This window comes from Fodinicurvata sediminis DSM 21159 (genome assembly GCF_000420625.1).
Taxonomy (GTDB): Bacteria; Pseudomonadota; Alphaproteobacteria; order Kiloniellales; family DSM-21159; genus Fodinicurvata; species Fodinicurvata sediminis.
On record NZ_ATVH01000019.1, the window covers coordinates 92,136 to 108,329 of the forward strand.

Genomic DNA, 16,194 nt, shown 5'->3' on the forward strand with positions numbered 1-16,194 from the left:
CTAGTGCGCGATGGCGGCGCCGGCCGCCTCGTCGATCAGCCGCCCGCGCGCGAAGCGATCCATGTCGAAGGGACGGCTGATTTCGTGGTGTTCCTCGTTGGCCATAAGGTGGGCCAGAAGCCAACCGCCAGCCGGAATCGCCTTGAATCCACCAGTTCCCCAGCCGCCGTTGATGTAAAGGCCGGGCAGGGGGGTAGGGCCGATTACCGGAGAAGAATCTGGCACCACGTCCACGATTCCGGCCCACTGCCGTAGCAGTTTCAGTTGGCCGAAGGCCGGGAACATCTCGAGCAGACCCGAAAGAATCTCTTCCTGAAGCGGCGGGTTGCCACGCTGACCATAGGAAGGGATGCGGTCGAGACCACCTCCGATCACCAGTTCGCCCTTGTCCGACTGGCTGAGGTAAGTGCCGGTGCCCATGTAGAGCAGCACCGTGTCGAGGCAGGGCTTGACCGGTTCGGTGACCATCGCCTGCAGGGCGAAGGAGCGGACAGGCAGTTCAAAGCCCGCCATTGCGGACAAAACGCTGGAATTACCAGCCACGGCCATGCCGGTAGTGCCCGCTCGGATTTCGCCGCGCGTCGTTTTCACGCCGGCGCAGCGACCGTTTTCGATCAGAAAGCCCGTCACCTCGCAGTTCTGGATAATGTCGACGCCCAGCTTATCGGCCGCCCGGGCATAGCCCCAGGCAACGGCGTCATGGCGGGCCACACCGGCTCTGCCTTGCCATATGCCACCAAAGATGGGGAAGCGGGCGTCGTCGTTCTGGTTAAGCAGGGGGACGCGTTCCAGAACCTGCTCGCGATTCAACAGTTCCGCGTCTGTGCCGTTGATCTGCATGGCATTGGTGATCCGTGCGGCCATTTCCATTTCCAGTTCGGAATGGGCCACCACAGCAATGCCCCGCTGCGAGAACATGATGTTGTAATTCAGTTCACGTGACAGCCCTTCATAGAGCTTCAGCGCGAAGTCATAAAGCGCGACACTTTCAGGGTAGAAGTAGTTGGAGCGGATCACCGTCGTGTTGCGACCGGTATTGCCGCCACCGATCCAACCCTTTTCAAGCAGGCCGACGCGCTTGAGACCGTGGTTTCGGGCAAGGTAGTAGGCCGTTGCCAGTCCGTGGCCGCCACCGCCTATGACAAGGGCATCATAGGAGGGGCTGGGGCTCTTGTCCTGCCAGGCCGGCTCCCAGCCCGTATGCCCTTTCAGGCCCTCCTTGAACAACTGGAACGCAGAGTATTTGCTGGCCAAGAATCTTTCCCTGCTGTCGTTTCATTTGCTAAGCATTGACATAGACAATACCCTGGACACTAATGTCCAGATCAAATTTCCGGCCTGCTTGCAGGCTGTGAGGCTATCAAAGGGGAGGCATGAAATCATGATCAAGAGTATATCCGCATTTGCGCTGGCGGCTGGAACGGCCCTAGCGTTCAGCATGAGTGCCGCAAGTGCCGAAACACTTCGCCTGGCAACCGATTCCGGTGCCGAGGGATCACCAACGGCCAAATCCATGGAACAGTGGGCCAGCCTGATCGAGGAGGGCACGAACGGCGAACTCGAGGTCGACATCTTCTATCAGAACGAACTCGGCGGGCAGCAGGAGGTTTTTGACCTCTTCGTGGCCGGTGACGTCGACATGATGATCAACTGGCCCATGACGTCCTATGATCAGCGTATTGCCATCGTCTATGCGCCTTACATGGTCTTCACCTGGGAGGAGGCGAAGGAAGCCTACAGGCCCGGTGGCTGGATCAACGGCATGATGGATGGAATCTATCAGGACATCGGCCTCAAGTTCTTCGGTGCCTGGCCCGAGGGCTTCAACGGTATTGCTACCAAGGGCGAATACGCCACCTCCGTCGAAGAGGCTGGGGACCTGAAGGTTCGGGTGCCGCCAATCTTCCCGATGGCCGAAACGGTGCAGGCCATGGGCTATGAGACTGCAACAATCGACTGGAGCGAAGTCTTCACGGCCATTGAGACCGGTGTCGTCGATGGCGATGCGGCCAATGTTATCTATTGGGATTACGAGTATTTCCGCGACACGCTAGACTATTATGTTCGCACCAAACAGGCTTTCAATACGGGTATCATCTCGATGAATCTGCAGAGTTGGGACGGCCTGAGTGACGCACAACAGAAGGTCGTTCAGGATGCAGCCGTCACGGTGATGGAGGATCAGTTCGAAGCGGCCCAGGAAATCGATCAGTCCTATGTCGAGAAGGCCGAGGAAGCCGGCATGACCTACATCGAGCCGGAGGACCAAGAAATCAAGGCTCTGGCGGAGACGGTTCGCGCCGCGGTCTGGCCGCAGATGGAGGAGGAGATTGGAAGCGACATCATGGATACCGTTCGTGAGAATGCTTCCGAGCTTTGATCCAGGAGTTGTGCGCAGCAGTGCTTGAACGACTGGACAGAGGAATCGCCACGGCTCTGAACGCCGTGGCGATTCTTTGCAGCTTCATGGTCACGGGCCTGCTGTTTCTGCTGGTCCTGACACGGTACGTCCTGGGCTGGAACTTTTCTGCTGCCCATGATCTGAGCCTGCTGGCGGCCATGTTTCTTTACATGACGGGCGCGCTTATTGCGTCCCGGCGCAGGGAACATCTCACTGTGGATTTCCTGCCGTCCCGTCTTACCGGCAGGATGGCGAAGGCTGTCCACAAGACAGTAATTGCCTTTATCACGACCATCATCTGCGCCCTGTTTGTCTATTGGGGCTACGAGATGCTTGCCTGGGGATTGCAGCGTCCGCAGACCACACCTGCCCTCAGGTTGCCTCTGTGGATACCGCAACTCTCCATCGTGATCGCAGCCGTCGGCTGTTTTGCCTACGCGTTACGCGATCTTCTGCATGGAGTTCGTGGAGTGCTGCAAGCAAGGGCGCCGGAGGCCTGAATGGAAGGATTTCTGGCGATCGGTCTGCTCATTGTCATGATGAGCATCGGGGTTCCCGTGGCCTGGTCCTTTGCGGGTACGCTGGCTTATCTGGTTTATATCTACGACGCCAACCTCAGCACCCTTCTGCTGCAAGGCTTCCGCTCGCTCAATTCCATTGTTTTGCTGGCTCTGCCGCTTTTCGTGCTGACAGGCTATCTGATGCAATCCGGTGGATTGGCGGCGCGCATCGTCAATTTCATCGAGGTCATCGTTGGCAAGCGCCGCGGCGGTTTCGGGACGTCCCTGGTCCTGAGTTCGGGCATATTCGGTGCCATTGCCGGAACGGCGACGGCCGCTGTTGCCTCGATCGGGACGATCATGGTCGATCCGCTGGAGAAGCGAGGTTATCCGCGTGGATATACGGCTTCTCTGCTTGGTGTATCGTCGTTGCTGGGGATTCTCATCCCACCGTCTATCACGATGATCCTTTTTGCGGTCGTTACACGGCAATCCGTTGCGGCCTGTTTTGCCGCCACCATCGGGCCAGCGCTGCTGCTCATCGCCGGACTTACCCTTTTCAACCGCTTTGCTGCCGGCCGATTGTTCACCGAGGAAAGCGCAGAAGAGGTTCAGCAGGGACAACATAGGAAAGCGGTTCTGAGCGCGTTGCCGGCCTTGATGCTGCCTGTCATCATCCTGGGCGGTATCTATGGCGGTGTTTTCACGCCGACGGAAGCTGCAGCCGTGGCGGCTGTTGCCGCCCTAATCGTCGGGGCTTTCATCTATCGGGATCTGACCTGGAGAAACCTTGGCCGAAGCGTGATTTCAGCGACGGAAACAACAGGCACGATCATCCTGATCCTGCTTTTTTCCTTCATGATCAGCCGCATCCTGGCTTTCGAGCGCGTGCCCCAGGATCTGACCGAGGCCATCACGACCATTGCGGTCGACCCCATCTGGACCCTGCTGCTTGTGAATGCGGTACTGGTGATTGCTGGCGCCCTGATGGATGACGTCTCCGTCACAGTCGTTATCGCGCCGCTGTTCATGCCTGTGGTGACCTCTGTCGGGGTCGAACCATTGCACTATGCGGCCATTGTCGGGACCTCAGTCGTGATCGGGGCAAATACACCGCCAGTCGCACCAATTCTTTATATGTCCTGTCGGATCAGCAAGGTACAGATACACAAGGCCATCGGACCGGTCCTTATGTTGCTGGGCGTCGTGGCCCTGCCGGTCATGCTGGTGACAACCTTCTGGCCCACGCTGTCCCTGTTCTTCCCCAGGCTTTTCGGATTCTACTGAGCCGGCACGCTGGCTCCATTCTTCAGAAAGGCGTGGAAGTCGTTGATTTCCTGCTGCGTAGGTTCGAGTCCGGTAAAGCAGTGCAAGTAACTGGCCAGATAGGACAGCCGCGTCTCCATCGGTTCGTCAATCTCGAGTGAGTAGTAACCGATCTGCATGAAATAGAGGACACGGGCGCGGATGAAGGCTTCCTCCTCCGGATAGCCATGGCGCTTGAACATACTGGTTAGTGCCGTCATGCGCTTGGCATCGCCCTCGTCGATCACCTGGCGGACCGTGCTTGAGCGGCGTGCCCAGTCGCGCACGGCTATGTCCAGGCGCGGATCGAAGAGCTCTTCGTTGACCCAGCACTCGAAGACGTTCAGTACGCTGCGGCAGGCCGTGTCAGCCGGCCTTTCGGCCCGCTCGAGCAGCGAGCGTGTGTTCACATCCTGCCAGTGCGACAGAAGCTGGTCGAGCAGATCCTGGCGGCTCTTGAAGAACCAGTAGAAGCTGGACCGGGAAACCCCCAGATTGCGAGCAATCACCTGAACCTTGACGCGCTCGATTCCCTCGGCAACCAGGATTTCGACCGCTGCCTTCAGCCAGTACCGCTTCGTGGTTCGCAGCGAGTCCCTGTCGGATTCCATTCTCATGGTGCGCAACCTTCCAAGGCAAAGGCGGTCATGCGCAAGGTGGTCTCTGGACACTTATGTCTAGACGCCGGCATCGCATCTCCTTAGGCTTCTGACGAGGCTTCGTTCTATTGGAGAGGGACAGGGATGAAAACGCAATATCGGGTAGTTGTTGTTGGCGGCGGTGTTGTCGGTGCATCTGTACTCTATCATCTTTCGAAATTCGGATGGACAGACGTCGCCCTGATCGAACGCGAGGTGTTGACGGCGGGATCCAGTTGGCACGCCGCTGGCGGATTCCACGCCCTGAATGCCGATCCCAATATTGCGGCGCTCCAGTCCTATACCATCGATCTTCTGAGCGAAGTGGGCGAGGAGTCCGGCTTGGACATCGGTATGCACATGACAGGGGGCATATCCGTGGCTTCGGCGCCGGCGCGCTGGGAATGGCTGCAGTCCGCCTATCGCACCTTCCAGACCATGGGCATCGAGGATGTTCACCTGGTGGGGCCCGATGAGATCAAGAAGGCCTGTCCGGTCATCTCGACCGAGGGCATTCTGGGTGGCCTGCTGGCCGAGCGCGAAGGCTACATCGATCCCTCGGGGGTTGTGCATGCCTATGCCAAGGCCGCGCGTCAGCGCGGCGCCGAGGTGATCGAGCACAACCGCGTGCTGGAACTGAACCAGCGTCCCGACCTCAGCTGGGACGTGGTCACCGAGAAGGGCACCATCCAGGCTGAGCATGTGGTCAATGCCGGCGGGCTCTGGGCCAAGCAGTTGGGCCGAATGGTGGGCCTGGAGCTGCCGGTCACACCCCTGGAGCACCACTACCTGGTCACCGACACCATTCCCGAGGTGGAAGCCCTTGATGGAGAACTGCCCCTGATCGTCGACCTGGAGGGCTTTACCTACATGCGCCAGGAGCAGAAGGGCATGCTGCTGGGCATCTATGAGCTCAACTACAAGCACTGGAACATGGATGGCGCGCCCTGGGATTACGGTATCGAACTGATCCAGGAAGACATCGACCGCATCTCCGAAGAGCTGTCCCTGGGCTTCCAGCGCTATCCCTGCCTGGAGACGACGGGCATCAAACGCTGGGTGAACGGCGCCTTCACCTTCTCGCCGGATGGCAATCCCCTGGTCGGGCCCGTGCGCGGCGTGCCCAACTACTGGCTGGCCTGTGGCGTCATGGCCGGCTTCCTGCAGGGCGGTGGTGTCGGCAAGTCGCTGGCGGAGTGGATGATCCAGGGCGAGCCGGAGAGCGACATCTTCGGCATGGACATCGCGCGCTATGGCGAATTCGCTTCCAACAAGGAGTACATCCGCCAGACCACGGGCCAGTTCTATTCCCGCCGCTTCGTGATGACCTATCCCAACGAGCAGCTGCCGGCCGGCAGGCCGCTGCGCAAGTCGCCGGCCTATGATGCCATGACGGCGGACGGTGCGCGCTGGGGCTGTGTCTGGGGCCTGGAGGCGCCGATCTATTTCGCCGAGCAGGATTTCGAGGAGACGCCCACCCTGCGCCGTTCCAATGCCTTCGACATCATCGAGAAGGAATGCCGCGGGGTGCGCGCCGGTGTCGGCCTGATCGATATCTCGGCCTTCGCGCGCTATGAGGTGACCGGCCCGCGGGCTGAGGATTGGCTGAACAGGATGCTCGCAAGCCGCCTGCCGGCTCCGGGGCGCGCCCGGCTGGCCCCGATGCTGGGGCACGACGGGCGGCTCAAGGGCGACCTCACGGTCTTCAACCGTGGCGACGGGCGCTGGTGGATTCTGGCCTCCTATTACCTGCGTGAATGGCAGATGCGCTGGTTCGAGGATCACCTGGAAGACGGTGTGAATGTTCGCGATATCTCTGACGGCGTGGTCGGCTTCTCCATATCCGGCCCCAACGCCCGGGCACTCCTGCAGCGCGTGACACACGAGGATGTCAGCAACGAGGGCTTTCCTTTCATGTCCTGCAGAACCCTGGACATCGGCCTCAACCGCGTGGCGGCGGCGCGGCTCTCGGTGACGGGCGAGCTCGGCTACGAACTGCATTGTGATGCCACCGAGCACGTTGCCTTGCGTGAGACCCTGAAGGCCGCCGGAGAGGGACTGGGACTGATCGAGTACGGCTTCCAGGCACTCAACGCCCTGCGCCTGGAAAAGAGCTTCGGCATCTGGTCCTGCGAATTCACCCAAGGCTACACCGCAGGTATGACGGGGATGGACCGCTGGATCGCCTTCGACAAGGGCGACTTCATCGGTCGGGAATCTGCCCTGAAGGAACGCGATTCCGGCGGAGCACAGGAGGTGCTCGTGACACTCGAGGTCGACGCCAAGGATGCCGATGCCTCAGGCTTCGAGCCGGTCTGGCAGGGTGATACCCGGGTCGGTTTTGTCACCTCCGGCGGCTATGGCCACACGGTCGGCAAGAGCCTGGCTATGGCGCTGGTCGATCGCAAGGCGGCGGAAGTCGGCACGGAGCTGACAACGCATATCGTCGGTGAAGAAAGATCGGCGCGCGTGATCGCTCCGTCTCCGCATGATCCGGACGGAAAAAGAATGCGCAGCTGAGATGGAGATGCGCAGGGGCTGCCGGGGCAATAACTGAAAACAGGCCCTCGCCAGCCTTTCCTTTTCTGCTTCGTGATCCGGGCAAGATCGTTCCGCAGCCCCCTGTACGGAAACTCAGCTTTCAGTAGCCGTCTCAAGCAGCAGGTCACGGATGCGTGTACGCTGCATTTCCAAGGGTTCCAGAACGCAGGTGGGACAGATCTGGCCATTGGGAGCGGTGTAGTAGCGACAGCAGCCGCCACGGCTGACGAAAGACTTCACCTGGTTGTTGCCGTTTTCGCCGTCCGGCAGTGTCAGTGTGGCGAAGGCCAACTGCTTGTTGTTGAGGCGGGAACCCTGCCGCTTCAAGATGGCGAGCGCCTGCGTTTTCGCGCGCGTTTCGTCACCCAGGGCTTGCCCGACAGATAGGAAAGCCATGGCCAAGGAGTCTGCGATCAGGCGCCACTGCGCCGCGCGGGCCAGGCGTGTGTCTTCCGCCAGGCGTTCGACCAGCGGTTCAAAGCTGTCTTCAAGTTGAACGGACAGCAACTCGGGTGTCTGTTCTTCGGATGAAGCAGGGGACTCGAAAGCCTCTTCAGTGCAGAGATGGAGATGCAGCCTGGACCTACCCGCAGGATCATCCTGAAGGGCTGGAGTTGACGACAGTGCCAGGCCGATCCGATTGGAAGAGAGGCAGGGCACTATGCCCGCCCTTAAAACAAGGCTGCCCACGAGCAAGGACAGGCGATAGCTGAGGTTGGCGATCAAGAAAGCAGCCTGGGTCCGCAGGTCCATGCCGGGCACGCGTTCGGCCTGCCATGACAGAAGTTCTGTCAGTGGGGAATCAACCTGATGGCAGAGCTCCACGAGATTGAGGGCGCCGTCAGGCAAAGTTCCGCAGGAGCTGGGAAACTGGGGGAAGCATTGATTTAGCCAATCAAGCGCTTCGTTCAGATGCGCCATGTCCTCAGGACTCCGTGCAAATCTCTGCAACTGGATGCTTGACGATTGTAAGTGCGAATGATTATGAGTCTTATATTCGGGAGGGGCGACAATGTGAACTCTTCGCAGCCAGGGGACTTATTCGTTGCTAATAAGAGTTACTAGCATTCGCGCTCAAGCCTTTCAATCAAGTCGTTACCGTCGCGAGGGGCCCCACTGGCCTGAATGCTTCGCGGGGGCAGTCAGCACAGGCGAGAGTTCATATGACAGATCATAAAATATATGGAAGACAGCTCATTTTCTGGTCCATCCTGCCATTGGCCGTGATGGCCAGCGGGTCGGCCTTGGCCCAGGAACAGGACGAAATTACGCTCGATGCCATCGAGGTCGAAGCGGAAAGTGACCAGGGACTGGTCCAGGACGGCTATGTGCCTGTATCGGGTCGGCTCGGATCCAAATCTGAAACCCCCTTCGTCGAGGTGCCCCAATCGGTCTCCGTAATCACCGAGAGCCAGCTGGATGACCGTAATCCGGCCTCCCTGGAGGACGCATTGGCCTATACGCCGGGCGTGCGCACCGGGGCCTACGGCCTGGATCCTCGCTTTGATGCCTTTTTCGTGCGTGGGTTTTCGGCGACTTACAACGGCGTGTTCCAGGACGGTTTACGGCGCTTCTCCAGCCCTACTGGGTTGTTCAGGTCGGAGCCCTATGGTCTCGAAGCAATCGAGATCCTGAAGGGCCCTTCCTCGTCGCTTTATGGGGCCTCCACCGCGGGCGGGCTGGTCAATCTCGTGACCAAGAAGCCGACAGAGCACCCATTCCGCGAGATTGAGCTCCAGGGAGGAAGTTACCACCGAAAACAGGCAAACTTTGATCTCTCAGGACCAGTAACAGAAAAAGGCACCTTTCTATACCGCCTGACAGGTGTGGTCCGGGACAGCGGAACTGAGATAGACGGCTTTCCCGACAATCGGGTTTATATTGCTCCTTCCTTTAGCTGGAAGCCGGATGAAGACACCACATTAACCGTGCTCGGTGAGTACATGGACTCGAAGGTTGGCGGCACCGCAGCCTACTACAACGACCAGGACGGGGTTACGGACATCTATTCCGGGGACCCGGATTACAACGATTTTACGCAGCGTCAGTATCGTGTGGGCTATGAGCTGGAGCATAGCTTCAACAAGAACTTCACTTTCCACTCATCTTCTCGCTATGCCGGACTCGATAACAATCTCGAATACGCCTACGTGACGGACCCAAACTCTGATCCGGTTTCCCGGGCAGCGGGCCGGAATGCGGAAGACCTCTCCACTTTCGTAACCGATAACTTCGTGCAAGCCGACTATGAGACAGGTTCGCTGTTCCATACCTCGGTTGCGGGCTTCAACTACAGCTGGGTCGACTACGAGCAGGAACAAGGTTTTGGTGCCTTGCCGGGTCAGGGGCCGCCACCTGAGCTGTCATTCACTGAAAAGCAGGACCAGCGCCAGTTCGGTATCTATGGCTCGCATCGCCTGGAGTATGAAAACTTCATCCTGAATCTCGGGGGGCGATATGACTGGCTATCCGCGGAAACGACTACGCCTTCCGGCAGTGGGCGCAGTACGGTCGAGCAGGAGGACGAAGAGTTTTCCTGGCGTGCTGCACTCTCTTACCGGACCGATCTCGGGATAGTGCCTTATATTAGCTATACGACGTCCTTCACTCCGAATATTGGCACCCTGATGAGCGGGTCGCCGGCAAAACCGACGATCGCGGATCAGAAGGAGGTCGGGGTCAAGTACGAGATTCCCGGCTACAACGCCCTGATCACCACCTCGCTCTTCGATATTCATCAGAAGGATGGCGTGGTGTTCGACGCTTCCTCGGGCGTTAACCAGCAGGTCCAGCTCGATCTGCGCTCACGCGGCTTCGAGATCGAAGGTGTGGCCAGCCTCGACAATGGTCTCAATCTTACGGCCTCTTACGCCTATACCGATGTCGAGATCGAGAAAGGAGCACAGGGGACGGAAGGAAACACTCTCAACGGTATTCCGAAGCATACCTTTTCCGTTTATGCGGACTACACGTTCCAGGAAGGCAGTCTGGCCGGACTGGGAGCCGGTGCTGGCCTGCGCTATTCCGGGCAAAGTTATGGCAACGACCAGAACACCATCACCAACGATGCGCGCTTTTTTGCCGATGCCTCACTCCACTATGATCTTGGGAATTTCGACCCGAAGCTCGCTGGCGCGCGCTTCCAGGTGAACGGTTATAACCTGCTCAATCAGGAGAAGGAGGTCTGCAACGCGGGTTACTGTTACCGCGATGAAGGCCGCAAGTTCATCGCCAGCCTGCGTTATCGTTTCTGATCGGCAGCCATGAGCAGCGGGCAAGCAAAGGTCACGGTCCCGAGCGCCCCCGGTTTCAGTGTCGAGGCGTTGGGTTACGGGGTGGATCGAGTCTCCATCCTGAAGAACCTGACGATGACTGTGAAACCGGGTGCCGTGACCGGCCTGATCGGCCACAACGGCTCGGGCAAGTCGACGCTGGTGAAGCTGATGGCCCGTCAGTTGTCGCCGACGGCGGGCAAGGTCCTGTTCGAGGGCCAGCCCGTCGGGAGCTGGAGCGAGCGGGCCTTTGCACGGCAAGTGGCCTACCTGCCACAAGACATGCCGGGCACGCTTGGCCTGACGGTACGCGAGCTTGTGGGTTTCGGGCGCTATCCCTGGCATGGCGCCCTGGGGCGCTTCGGGCGGGAAGATGCCGCGAAGGTCGAGGCCGCGCTGGAGCAATGCGGGCTGGAGGCCCTGGCCGGGCGCCAGGTCGACAGCCTGTCCGGGGGCGAGCGCCAGCGCGCCTGGATCGCCATGACACTGGCCCAGGACACCCGCTGCCTGCTGCTGGACGAACCGATCTCGGCGCTCGACGTGGCGCACCAGTTGGAGGTTCTCTCGCTGGTGCGGCGGCTTGCACACGACCGCGGCATGACGGTGGTCCTGGTCCTGCATGACGTGAACCTGGCGGCCCGCTTCTGTGACGAGCTGCATGCCCTGAAGGGGGGAGAGCTGGTGATTTCCGGCCCACCTCGCCACGTGATGACGCCGGCGTGCCTCGCGGAAATCTACGGTGTGGAAATGACCGTCATGGAGCACCCCGTGCTGGGGACGCCGGTGGCCAGTGCCGGTTAGGAATGCCATGCCCGCAAGTCGTCGAAGCTTCCTGACAGGCCTGGCTGCTGGCTGTCTGCTGCCGGGACATTGCCTTGCGGCCTCCGGCGATGCCAGGCGCGTTGCCTCGCTGGACTACGGGCTGGCCAACACCCTGCTGTCGCTGGGACAGCCGCCGATTGCCGTGGCGGCAGCGGATAGCTGGTCTGAATGGGTCGTGGAACCACCCCTGCCGCAAGGCGTCGTCGATCTGGGCACCGATCGCGAGATCAACATGGAGCGATTGACCGCGCTGGCCCCCGATCTGATCCTGACCACGCCCTATGTTCAGGGTTTGCGCGGACGTCTGGAAGAAGTGGCGCCCGTGCTGACCTACAGCATCTACGACCAGGACAAGCAGCCCTATCGCAAGGCGCGGGAAGCCACCCGGGATCTGGGGCGGAAACTGGAATGCCGGGAGGCCGCCGCACAGCTTCTCGACAGTACGGACAGCTTTTTTGCACGGCTTGCTACACAGGACCGGAATCGGCCATCGGGGCCTCTGCTGTTGCTGCGTTTCATGGATGCGCGTCACGTGCGGGTCTATGGCAAGGGCAGTCTTTTCGATGACATCATGACGCAGATCGGCCTTGCCAATGCCTGGCAGGGCTCGACCAACGCCTGGGGCTTCCAAACCGTGGGGATCGAGCAGTTGGCCGAGGCCGCGGGGCCGGAAACGCGAATCTTCACATTCGAACCGCTTCCCGGCGAGGTTCGGCCGACGCTGGAGGAAAGTCCTCTGTGGACCCGCCTGCCTGCGGTGAAGGCCGGGCGTTTCTCCGTGCTGCCGGCCGTTCTGATGTTCGGCATGCTGCCTTCGGCCTTGCGGTTCGCCCGTATCCTCTCGGCGCATCTCGGAGAGGACGGGCATGAAGGCTGAGGAAAGCGGCCGTTCCCTGCTTTTCGTCCTGATGCTGGCGGTCCTGCCCGCTGGCGGTATGACGCTCTGGTCCCTGGGGCCGGAGCTACTGGCGCTTCGCGAAACTGTCGAGGGGTTCGATGCACAGCGCCTGGTTCTGCTCTATTCGTCCTTGCCGCGTCTGGTTACCTCATTGCTGGCCGGAGCCGCGCTGGGCGTTGCGGGGGTCATCCTGCAGCAGGTGCTGCGAAACCCCCTGGCGTCACCCACCACTCTGGGGCTCTCTGCCGGCGCCAAGCTCTCGCTCTCGCTCGCCACGCTCTATGCCCCGGGCCTTTTCGTCCTGGGCCACGACATCGTTGCTCTGGCCGGCAGTCTTGCCGCCGGCCTCGTCGTGCTGGCCCTGGGGGCAAGACGGGATTTCTCGCCGGTCACCCTGGTCCTGGCCGGGTTGGTCGTCAGCCTCTACTGCGGTGCGCTGTCCGCTCTGCTGGTCCTGCTGAACGATCGCTACCTGGAAAGCCTGTTCATCTGGGGCGGTGGCTCGCTGCAGCAGCAGGACTGGTCCGTGCCGCTGACCATGCTGCCGCGCCTGCTGGTCCTGGGCGTCGTCGTTGCCCTGCTGGTGCGCCCGCTGGAACTCCTGAGCCTTCCCGACGACCAGGCACGCGCCCTGGGGCTGCGCACGGCCACCATTCGCTGGGGTGGGGCGGCTGTCGCTCTCTGCCTGACCGCTGTCGTGACCTCGCTGGTTGGCGTGATCGGATTCATTGGCCTGCTGGCGCCTACGGTTGCCCGCCTGTGCGGTGCTCGGCGCTTCCGGCAGCGACTGGTCTGGGCTGCCTTGCTGGGGGCGGCCTTGCTGTGGCTCACCGATCAGGCGGTTCAGGTTGCAGCAGGAAGCCTTGCGGATTTCCTGCCCACCGGCGCAGTGACCGCGCTGTTCGGCACACCATTGCTGCTTCTGCTGCTGCCGCGCCTGTGCGGCCAGGACCGGCCGCCTTCCCTGTCCCCCAGGGCGATTGCACCGAGGCAAGCCAGGACCACCTTCGTTCTCCTTGTACTCCTGGCCCTCCTGATCGTTTTGTGCCTGCTGGCCGTGGTTGCCGGCCGCCTGCCGGATGGAAGCTGGGGGGTGCTGCCAGGTGCATTGTTCGGGGACATCCTGCCCTGGCGCTTGCCACGCATGCTGGCGGCCTTGGCGGCCGGCCTGATGCTGGCGGGGGCCGGTTTGATCCTGCAGCGCCTGACCGCCAATGAAATGGCCAGCCCCGAGGTGCTGGGGGTGAGCGCCGGCGCCACGATGGGCATGGCGGCGCTGATTTTCCTGGTTGCAAGCCCCGCGCTGCCCATGCAGATGGGTAGCGCGGCTCTGGGAGCACTGGCGGTCCTCCTGCTTATCCTGATGCTCGGTTGGCGCAGCGGTTTTGCGCCCGAGCGCGTCATCCTGGCCGGTATTGCCCTCAATGCCCTGCTGGATGCGGTGGTGGCCCTGCTGTCGGCCACGGGAGATCCGCGCGCCTTTCAGCTGCTGAACTGGATTGCCGGCAGCACCTATGGCGTGATCCTGGAAACCGCATTACCGGCCCTGGCAGCTGCCTTGCTGTTGCTGGGGCTGTGTTGTCTGGGGCTGCGCTGGCTGGATGTCCTGCCCCTGGGGCGGGCGGCGGCGCAGGCTGTCGGCATTGCTGTCCGGCGGGCCCGTATCCTGCTGTTCACCCAGGCGGTATTGCTGACGGCGGCTGGAACCATGATCGTCGGTCCGCTGTCCTTCGTCGGGCTGATGGCCCCCCATATTGCGCGCGAACTCGGGCTCCTGCGGGCACGCAGCCAGTTGCCGGGCGCCTTGCTGGCAGGCGCTGCGGTGATGGTGCTGGCCGACTGGATCGGACGCAACCTGGTCTTTCCCTACCAGTTGCCGGCTGGCCTGGTATCGGCCCTGGTTGGTGCGCCTTTCCTTATGCTGCTGCTGCGCCGGAAGCGTTGAGCATCGCATTTCCCCCATGATGTTGATCGGCAGTATTCAATTGCCGCCTGACGCAAAGGGAGTATAACTGAAGCAAAACAGGAGCGGCGGCTGGGGGAGGCCGCTGTGTCGCTAGTACATGGGACTGTACGGTGCCGGTGCCCTCAAGATTCGCCCTGCCCAGACAGACTCAAGCAGCAGGGGGATGTAGGGGGAACATGCAGAGGTATCCAGGCACCACCGGTGACGGGCAAGGCTATTCATCCATATCGAGACGAAGCTTGTTGCAGGGGGTTGGAGCGGCAACGGCCGTTTCGGCCATTTCTGCAGGCACAGCTTCAGCGGGCCAGCAGGAGGCGCCTGAAATCCTGCAGGAGGCGACGCAGTCACCGCCACAGACGGTCGGTGTCCTGAGTGCTCCATCTCTGGTTGATGAGGCGTTGAGCCAGCTGGACGGCATCTGTCGCGATATCCTGCAGCGCTCGGAAATACCCGGCTTGGCGGTGTCCGTTGTGCGAGGGGGAGAGACGGTATTCGCGGAAGGTTATGGTTTGCGCCGCATCGGAGCCGGTGAGGGCGTCGATGCAGATACCGTGTTCCAGATTGCCTCCTGTTCCAAGTCGCTTGGAGCCACCGTGGTTGCCAGCCAGGTCGATGCAGGCCTAGTGACGTGGGACATGCCTGTCAGGACGCTGCTGCCGTGGTTCGAGCTTGCCGACCCCTGGGTAACTGAGCATGTGACTCTTGGTGACCTCTATGCACATCGCTCGGGCTTGCCGGATCATGGCGGGGATGACCTGGAGGACCTGGGCTACGACCGGCGCACAATTCTAGAGCGCTTGCGTTACCTGCCGCTTCATTCCTTCCGTGCGCATTATGCCTACACCAATTTCGGTCTGACAGCGGCCGCCGAGGCGGTTGCGGAGGCGGCGGGGCAGGACTGGGCCAGTCTTTGCGAGGCCTCGCTCTATCGCCCGTTGGGCATGGATATGACCAGTTCACGCTATTCGGATTACCAGTCGCGATCGAACCGTGCCCACGGGCACGTTTCCATCAAGGGGAATTACCAGCCGCGCTATCAGCGACAGCCCGATGCGCAGACGCCGGCCGGGGGCGTAAGTTCCAGTGTGCGCGACATGGCGAAGTGGATGGCATTGATCCTTCAAGGTGGCCGCTTCGAGGACCGCCAGGTCGTCACGCAGGAAGCGCTGTTGCCGGCAACCTCGGCTCAGGTCATATCCGCGCATCCTCATGCGATGGATGCACGGGCCGGTACCTATGGCTTCGGCTTCGGTGTCGGAACGGAGGCATCGGGACGGGTGTCGCTCAGCCACTCCGGGGCCTTCGCTCTGGGGGTCGGCAGCAACTATGTCATGATCCCGTCACTGGGACTTGGAATTACGATACTTACCAATGCTGCCCCCACCGGTGCCGGGGAGGCCATTTCCGCATCCTTCATGGACCTGGCTCAGTTCGGGTCCATCACACGCGACTGGTTTTCAGCCTACCAACCCCTGATGGAGCCTATTGTGGCACCGGTTGGCAGCCTTGTTGGACGGTCCAGGCCTGTTGATGCCGCAGCGCCCCGGGCGTATTCCAGCTATGCCGGGCGCTATCACAGCGCCTATTTCGGAGAGGCCAGCGTGGTCGAGAGAGCAGGGGATCTCTATCTGTTTCTGGGCCCGGATCGTGAGGAAAACCGACTCGAGTCCTGGGACGGGGACAGTTTCATCTACAGGCCCTTGGGTGAAAACGCGCCCGATGGCTCTGTCTCACGCGTTTCCTTCTCGGATTTCCAGAATGGACAAGCTGGCGCGGTGACCGTCGAATTTCTGGACCAGAACGGCCTGGGCCACTTCACGCGCTAAGAAGTCGAACAGCCAGAGAGTCCCA

General features: G+C 61.0%; 12 protein-coding genes. 9 read left to right on the plus strand and 3 right to left on the minus strand.

All coding sequences use genetic code 11. The features are described 5' to 3' along the window. Positions 1-1,254: a sarcosine oxidase subunit beta family protein gene (locus G502_RS0116645; RefSeq protein WP_022729817.1), complete on the minus strand. Its 1,254-nt coding sequence runs from the start codon at positions 1,252-1,254 to the stop codon at positions 1-3. Positions 1,255-1,381: 127 nt separating this feature from the next. Here G502_RS0116645 and dctP point away from each other — a divergent pair, with 127 nt between their 5' ends. The 3 genes from dctP to G502_RS0116660 are packed head-to-tail and all read left to right on the plus strand — an operon-like array spanning position 1,382 to position 4,188. Continuing rightward, positions 1,382-2,380: a TRAP transporter substrate-binding protein DctP gene (dctP, locus tag G502_RS0116650; RefSeq protein ID WP_022729818.1), complete on the plus strand. Its 999-nt coding sequence runs from the start codon at positions 1,382-1,384 to the stop codon at positions 2,378-2,380. A gap of 20 nt (positions 2,381-2,400) precedes the next feature. Then, entirely contained in the window at positions 2,401-2,901 is a 501-nt protein-coding gene (locus tag G502_RS0116655) for a TRAP transporter small permease (protein ID WP_211217853.1), read from the plus strand. Then, on the plus strand, positions 2,902-4,188 hold the full coding sequence (locus G502_RS0116660) for a TRAP transporter large permease (RefSeq protein WP_022729820.1): 1,287 nt from the start codon (positions 2,902-2,904) through the stop codon (positions 4,186-4,188). On the opposite strand, the gene G502_RS0116665 is transcribed toward G502_RS0116660, so the two are convergent. Next, positions 4,182-4,823, minus strand: coding sequence for a TetR/AcrR family transcriptional regulator (locus G502_RS0116665; RefSeq protein ID WP_026989601.1), 642 nt, complete (start codon positions 4,821-4,823; stop codon positions 4,182-4,184). The two genes, G502_RS0116660 and G502_RS0116665, sit on opposite strands and share 7 nt — an antisense overlap. Before the next feature lie 126 nt (positions 4,824-4,949). Between G502_RS0116665 and G502_RS0116670 the strand changes: the two genes are divergently transcribed. Further along, positions 4,950-7,364, plus strand: a complete 2,415-nt coding sequence (locus G502_RS0116670; protein ID WP_022729822.1) for a GcvT family protein — start codon at positions 4,950-4,952, stop codon at positions 7,362-7,364. A gap of 114 nt (positions 7,365-7,478) precedes the next feature. Here G502_RS0116670 and G502_RS0116675 read toward each other — a convergent pair whose 3' ends face one another. After that, positions 7,479-8,306 carry a (2Fe-2S)-binding protein gene (locus tag G502_RS0116675; RefSeq protein WP_022729823.1) on the minus strand — a complete coding sequence of 276 codons (828 nt, stop codon included), beginning with the start codon at positions 8,304-8,306 and terminating at the stop codon, positions 7,479-7,481. A gap of 242 nt (positions 8,307-8,548) precedes the next feature. On the opposite strand from G502_RS0116675, the gene G502_RS0116680 reads away from it, so the two are divergent. From G502_RS0116680 to G502_RS0116700, 5 genes are all read left to right on the plus strand, one after another. After that, a complete protein-coding gene (locus tag G502_RS0116680) occupies positions 8,549-10,639 on the plus strand; it encodes a TonB-dependent siderophore receptor (protein WP_022729824.1) in 2,091 nt (696 codons plus the stop codon). Positions 10,640-10,648: 9 nt separating this feature from the next. Next, positions 10,649-11,458: an ABC transporter ATP-binding protein gene (locus G502_RS0116685; RefSeq protein WP_022729825.1), complete on the plus strand. Its 810-nt coding sequence runs from the start codon at positions 10,649-10,651 to the stop codon at positions 11,456-11,458. 7 nt (positions 11,459-11,465) lie between these two features. Continuing rightward, positions 11,466-12,356 carry an ABC transporter substrate-binding protein gene (locus tag G502_RS0116690; protein ID WP_022729826.1) on the plus strand — a complete coding sequence of 297 codons (891 nt, stop codon included), beginning with the start codon at positions 11,466-11,468 and terminating at the stop codon, positions 12,354-12,356. Beyond that, positions 12,346-14,322 (plus strand): Fe(3+)-hydroxamate ABC transporter permease FhuB, encoded by a 1,977-nt coding sequence (gene fhuB, locus G502_RS0116695; protein ID WP_022729827.1) that lies wholly within the window; start codon positions 12,346-12,348, stop codon positions 14,320-14,322. The genes G502_RS0116690 and fhuB overlap by 11 nt, the downstream gene beginning before the upstream one ends. 197 nt (positions 14,323-14,519) lie before the next feature. Continuing rightward, positions 14,520-16,169 carry a serine hydrolase gene (locus G502_RS0116700; protein ID WP_081649860.1) on the plus strand — a complete coding sequence of 550 codons (1,650 nt, stop codon included), beginning with the start codon at positions 14,520-14,522 and terminating at the stop codon, positions 16,167-16,169. Positions 16,170-16,194: the final 25 nt, after the last annotated feature.

Coding starts and splice junctions, on each gene's coding strand:
- G502_RS0116675 (WP_022729823.1), bottom strand. CDS start 8,306: ATGGCGCATCTGAACGAAGCGCTTGATTGGCTAAATCAATGCTTCCCC.
- G502_RS0116685 (WP_022729825.1), top strand. CDS start 10,649: ATGAGCAGCGGGCAAGCAAAGGTCACGGTCCCGAGCGCCCCCGGTTTC.
- G502_RS0116665 (WP_026989601.1), bottom strand. CDS start 4,823: ATGAGAATGGAATCCGACAGGGACTCGCTGCGAACCACGAAGCGGTAC.
- fhuB (WP_022729827.1), top strand. CDS start 12,346: ATGAAGGCTGAGGAAAGCGGCCGTTCCCTGCTTTTCGTCCTGATGCTG.
- G502_RS0116700 (WP_081649860.1), top strand. CDS start 14,520: ATGCAGAGGTATCCAGGCACCACCGGTGACGGGCAAGGCTATTCATCC.
- dctP (WP_022729818.1), top strand. CDS start 1,382: ATGATCAAGAGTATATCCGCATTTGCGCTGGCGGCTGGAACGGCCCTA.
- G502_RS0116680 (WP_022729824.1), top strand. CDS start 8,549: ATGACAGATCATAAAATATATGGAAGACAGCTCATTTTCTGGTCCATC.
- G502_RS0116660 (WP_022729820.1), top strand. CDS start 2,902: ATGGAAGGATTTCTGGCGATCGGTCTGCTCATTGTCATGATGAGCATC.
- G502_RS0116670 (WP_022729822.1), top strand. CDS start 4,950: ATGAAAACGCAATATCGGGTAGTTGTTGTTGGCGGCGGTGTTGTCGGT.
- G502_RS0116690 (WP_022729826.1), top strand. CDS start 11,466: ATGCCCGCAAGTCGTCGAAGCTTCCTGACAGGCCTGGCTGCTGGCTGT.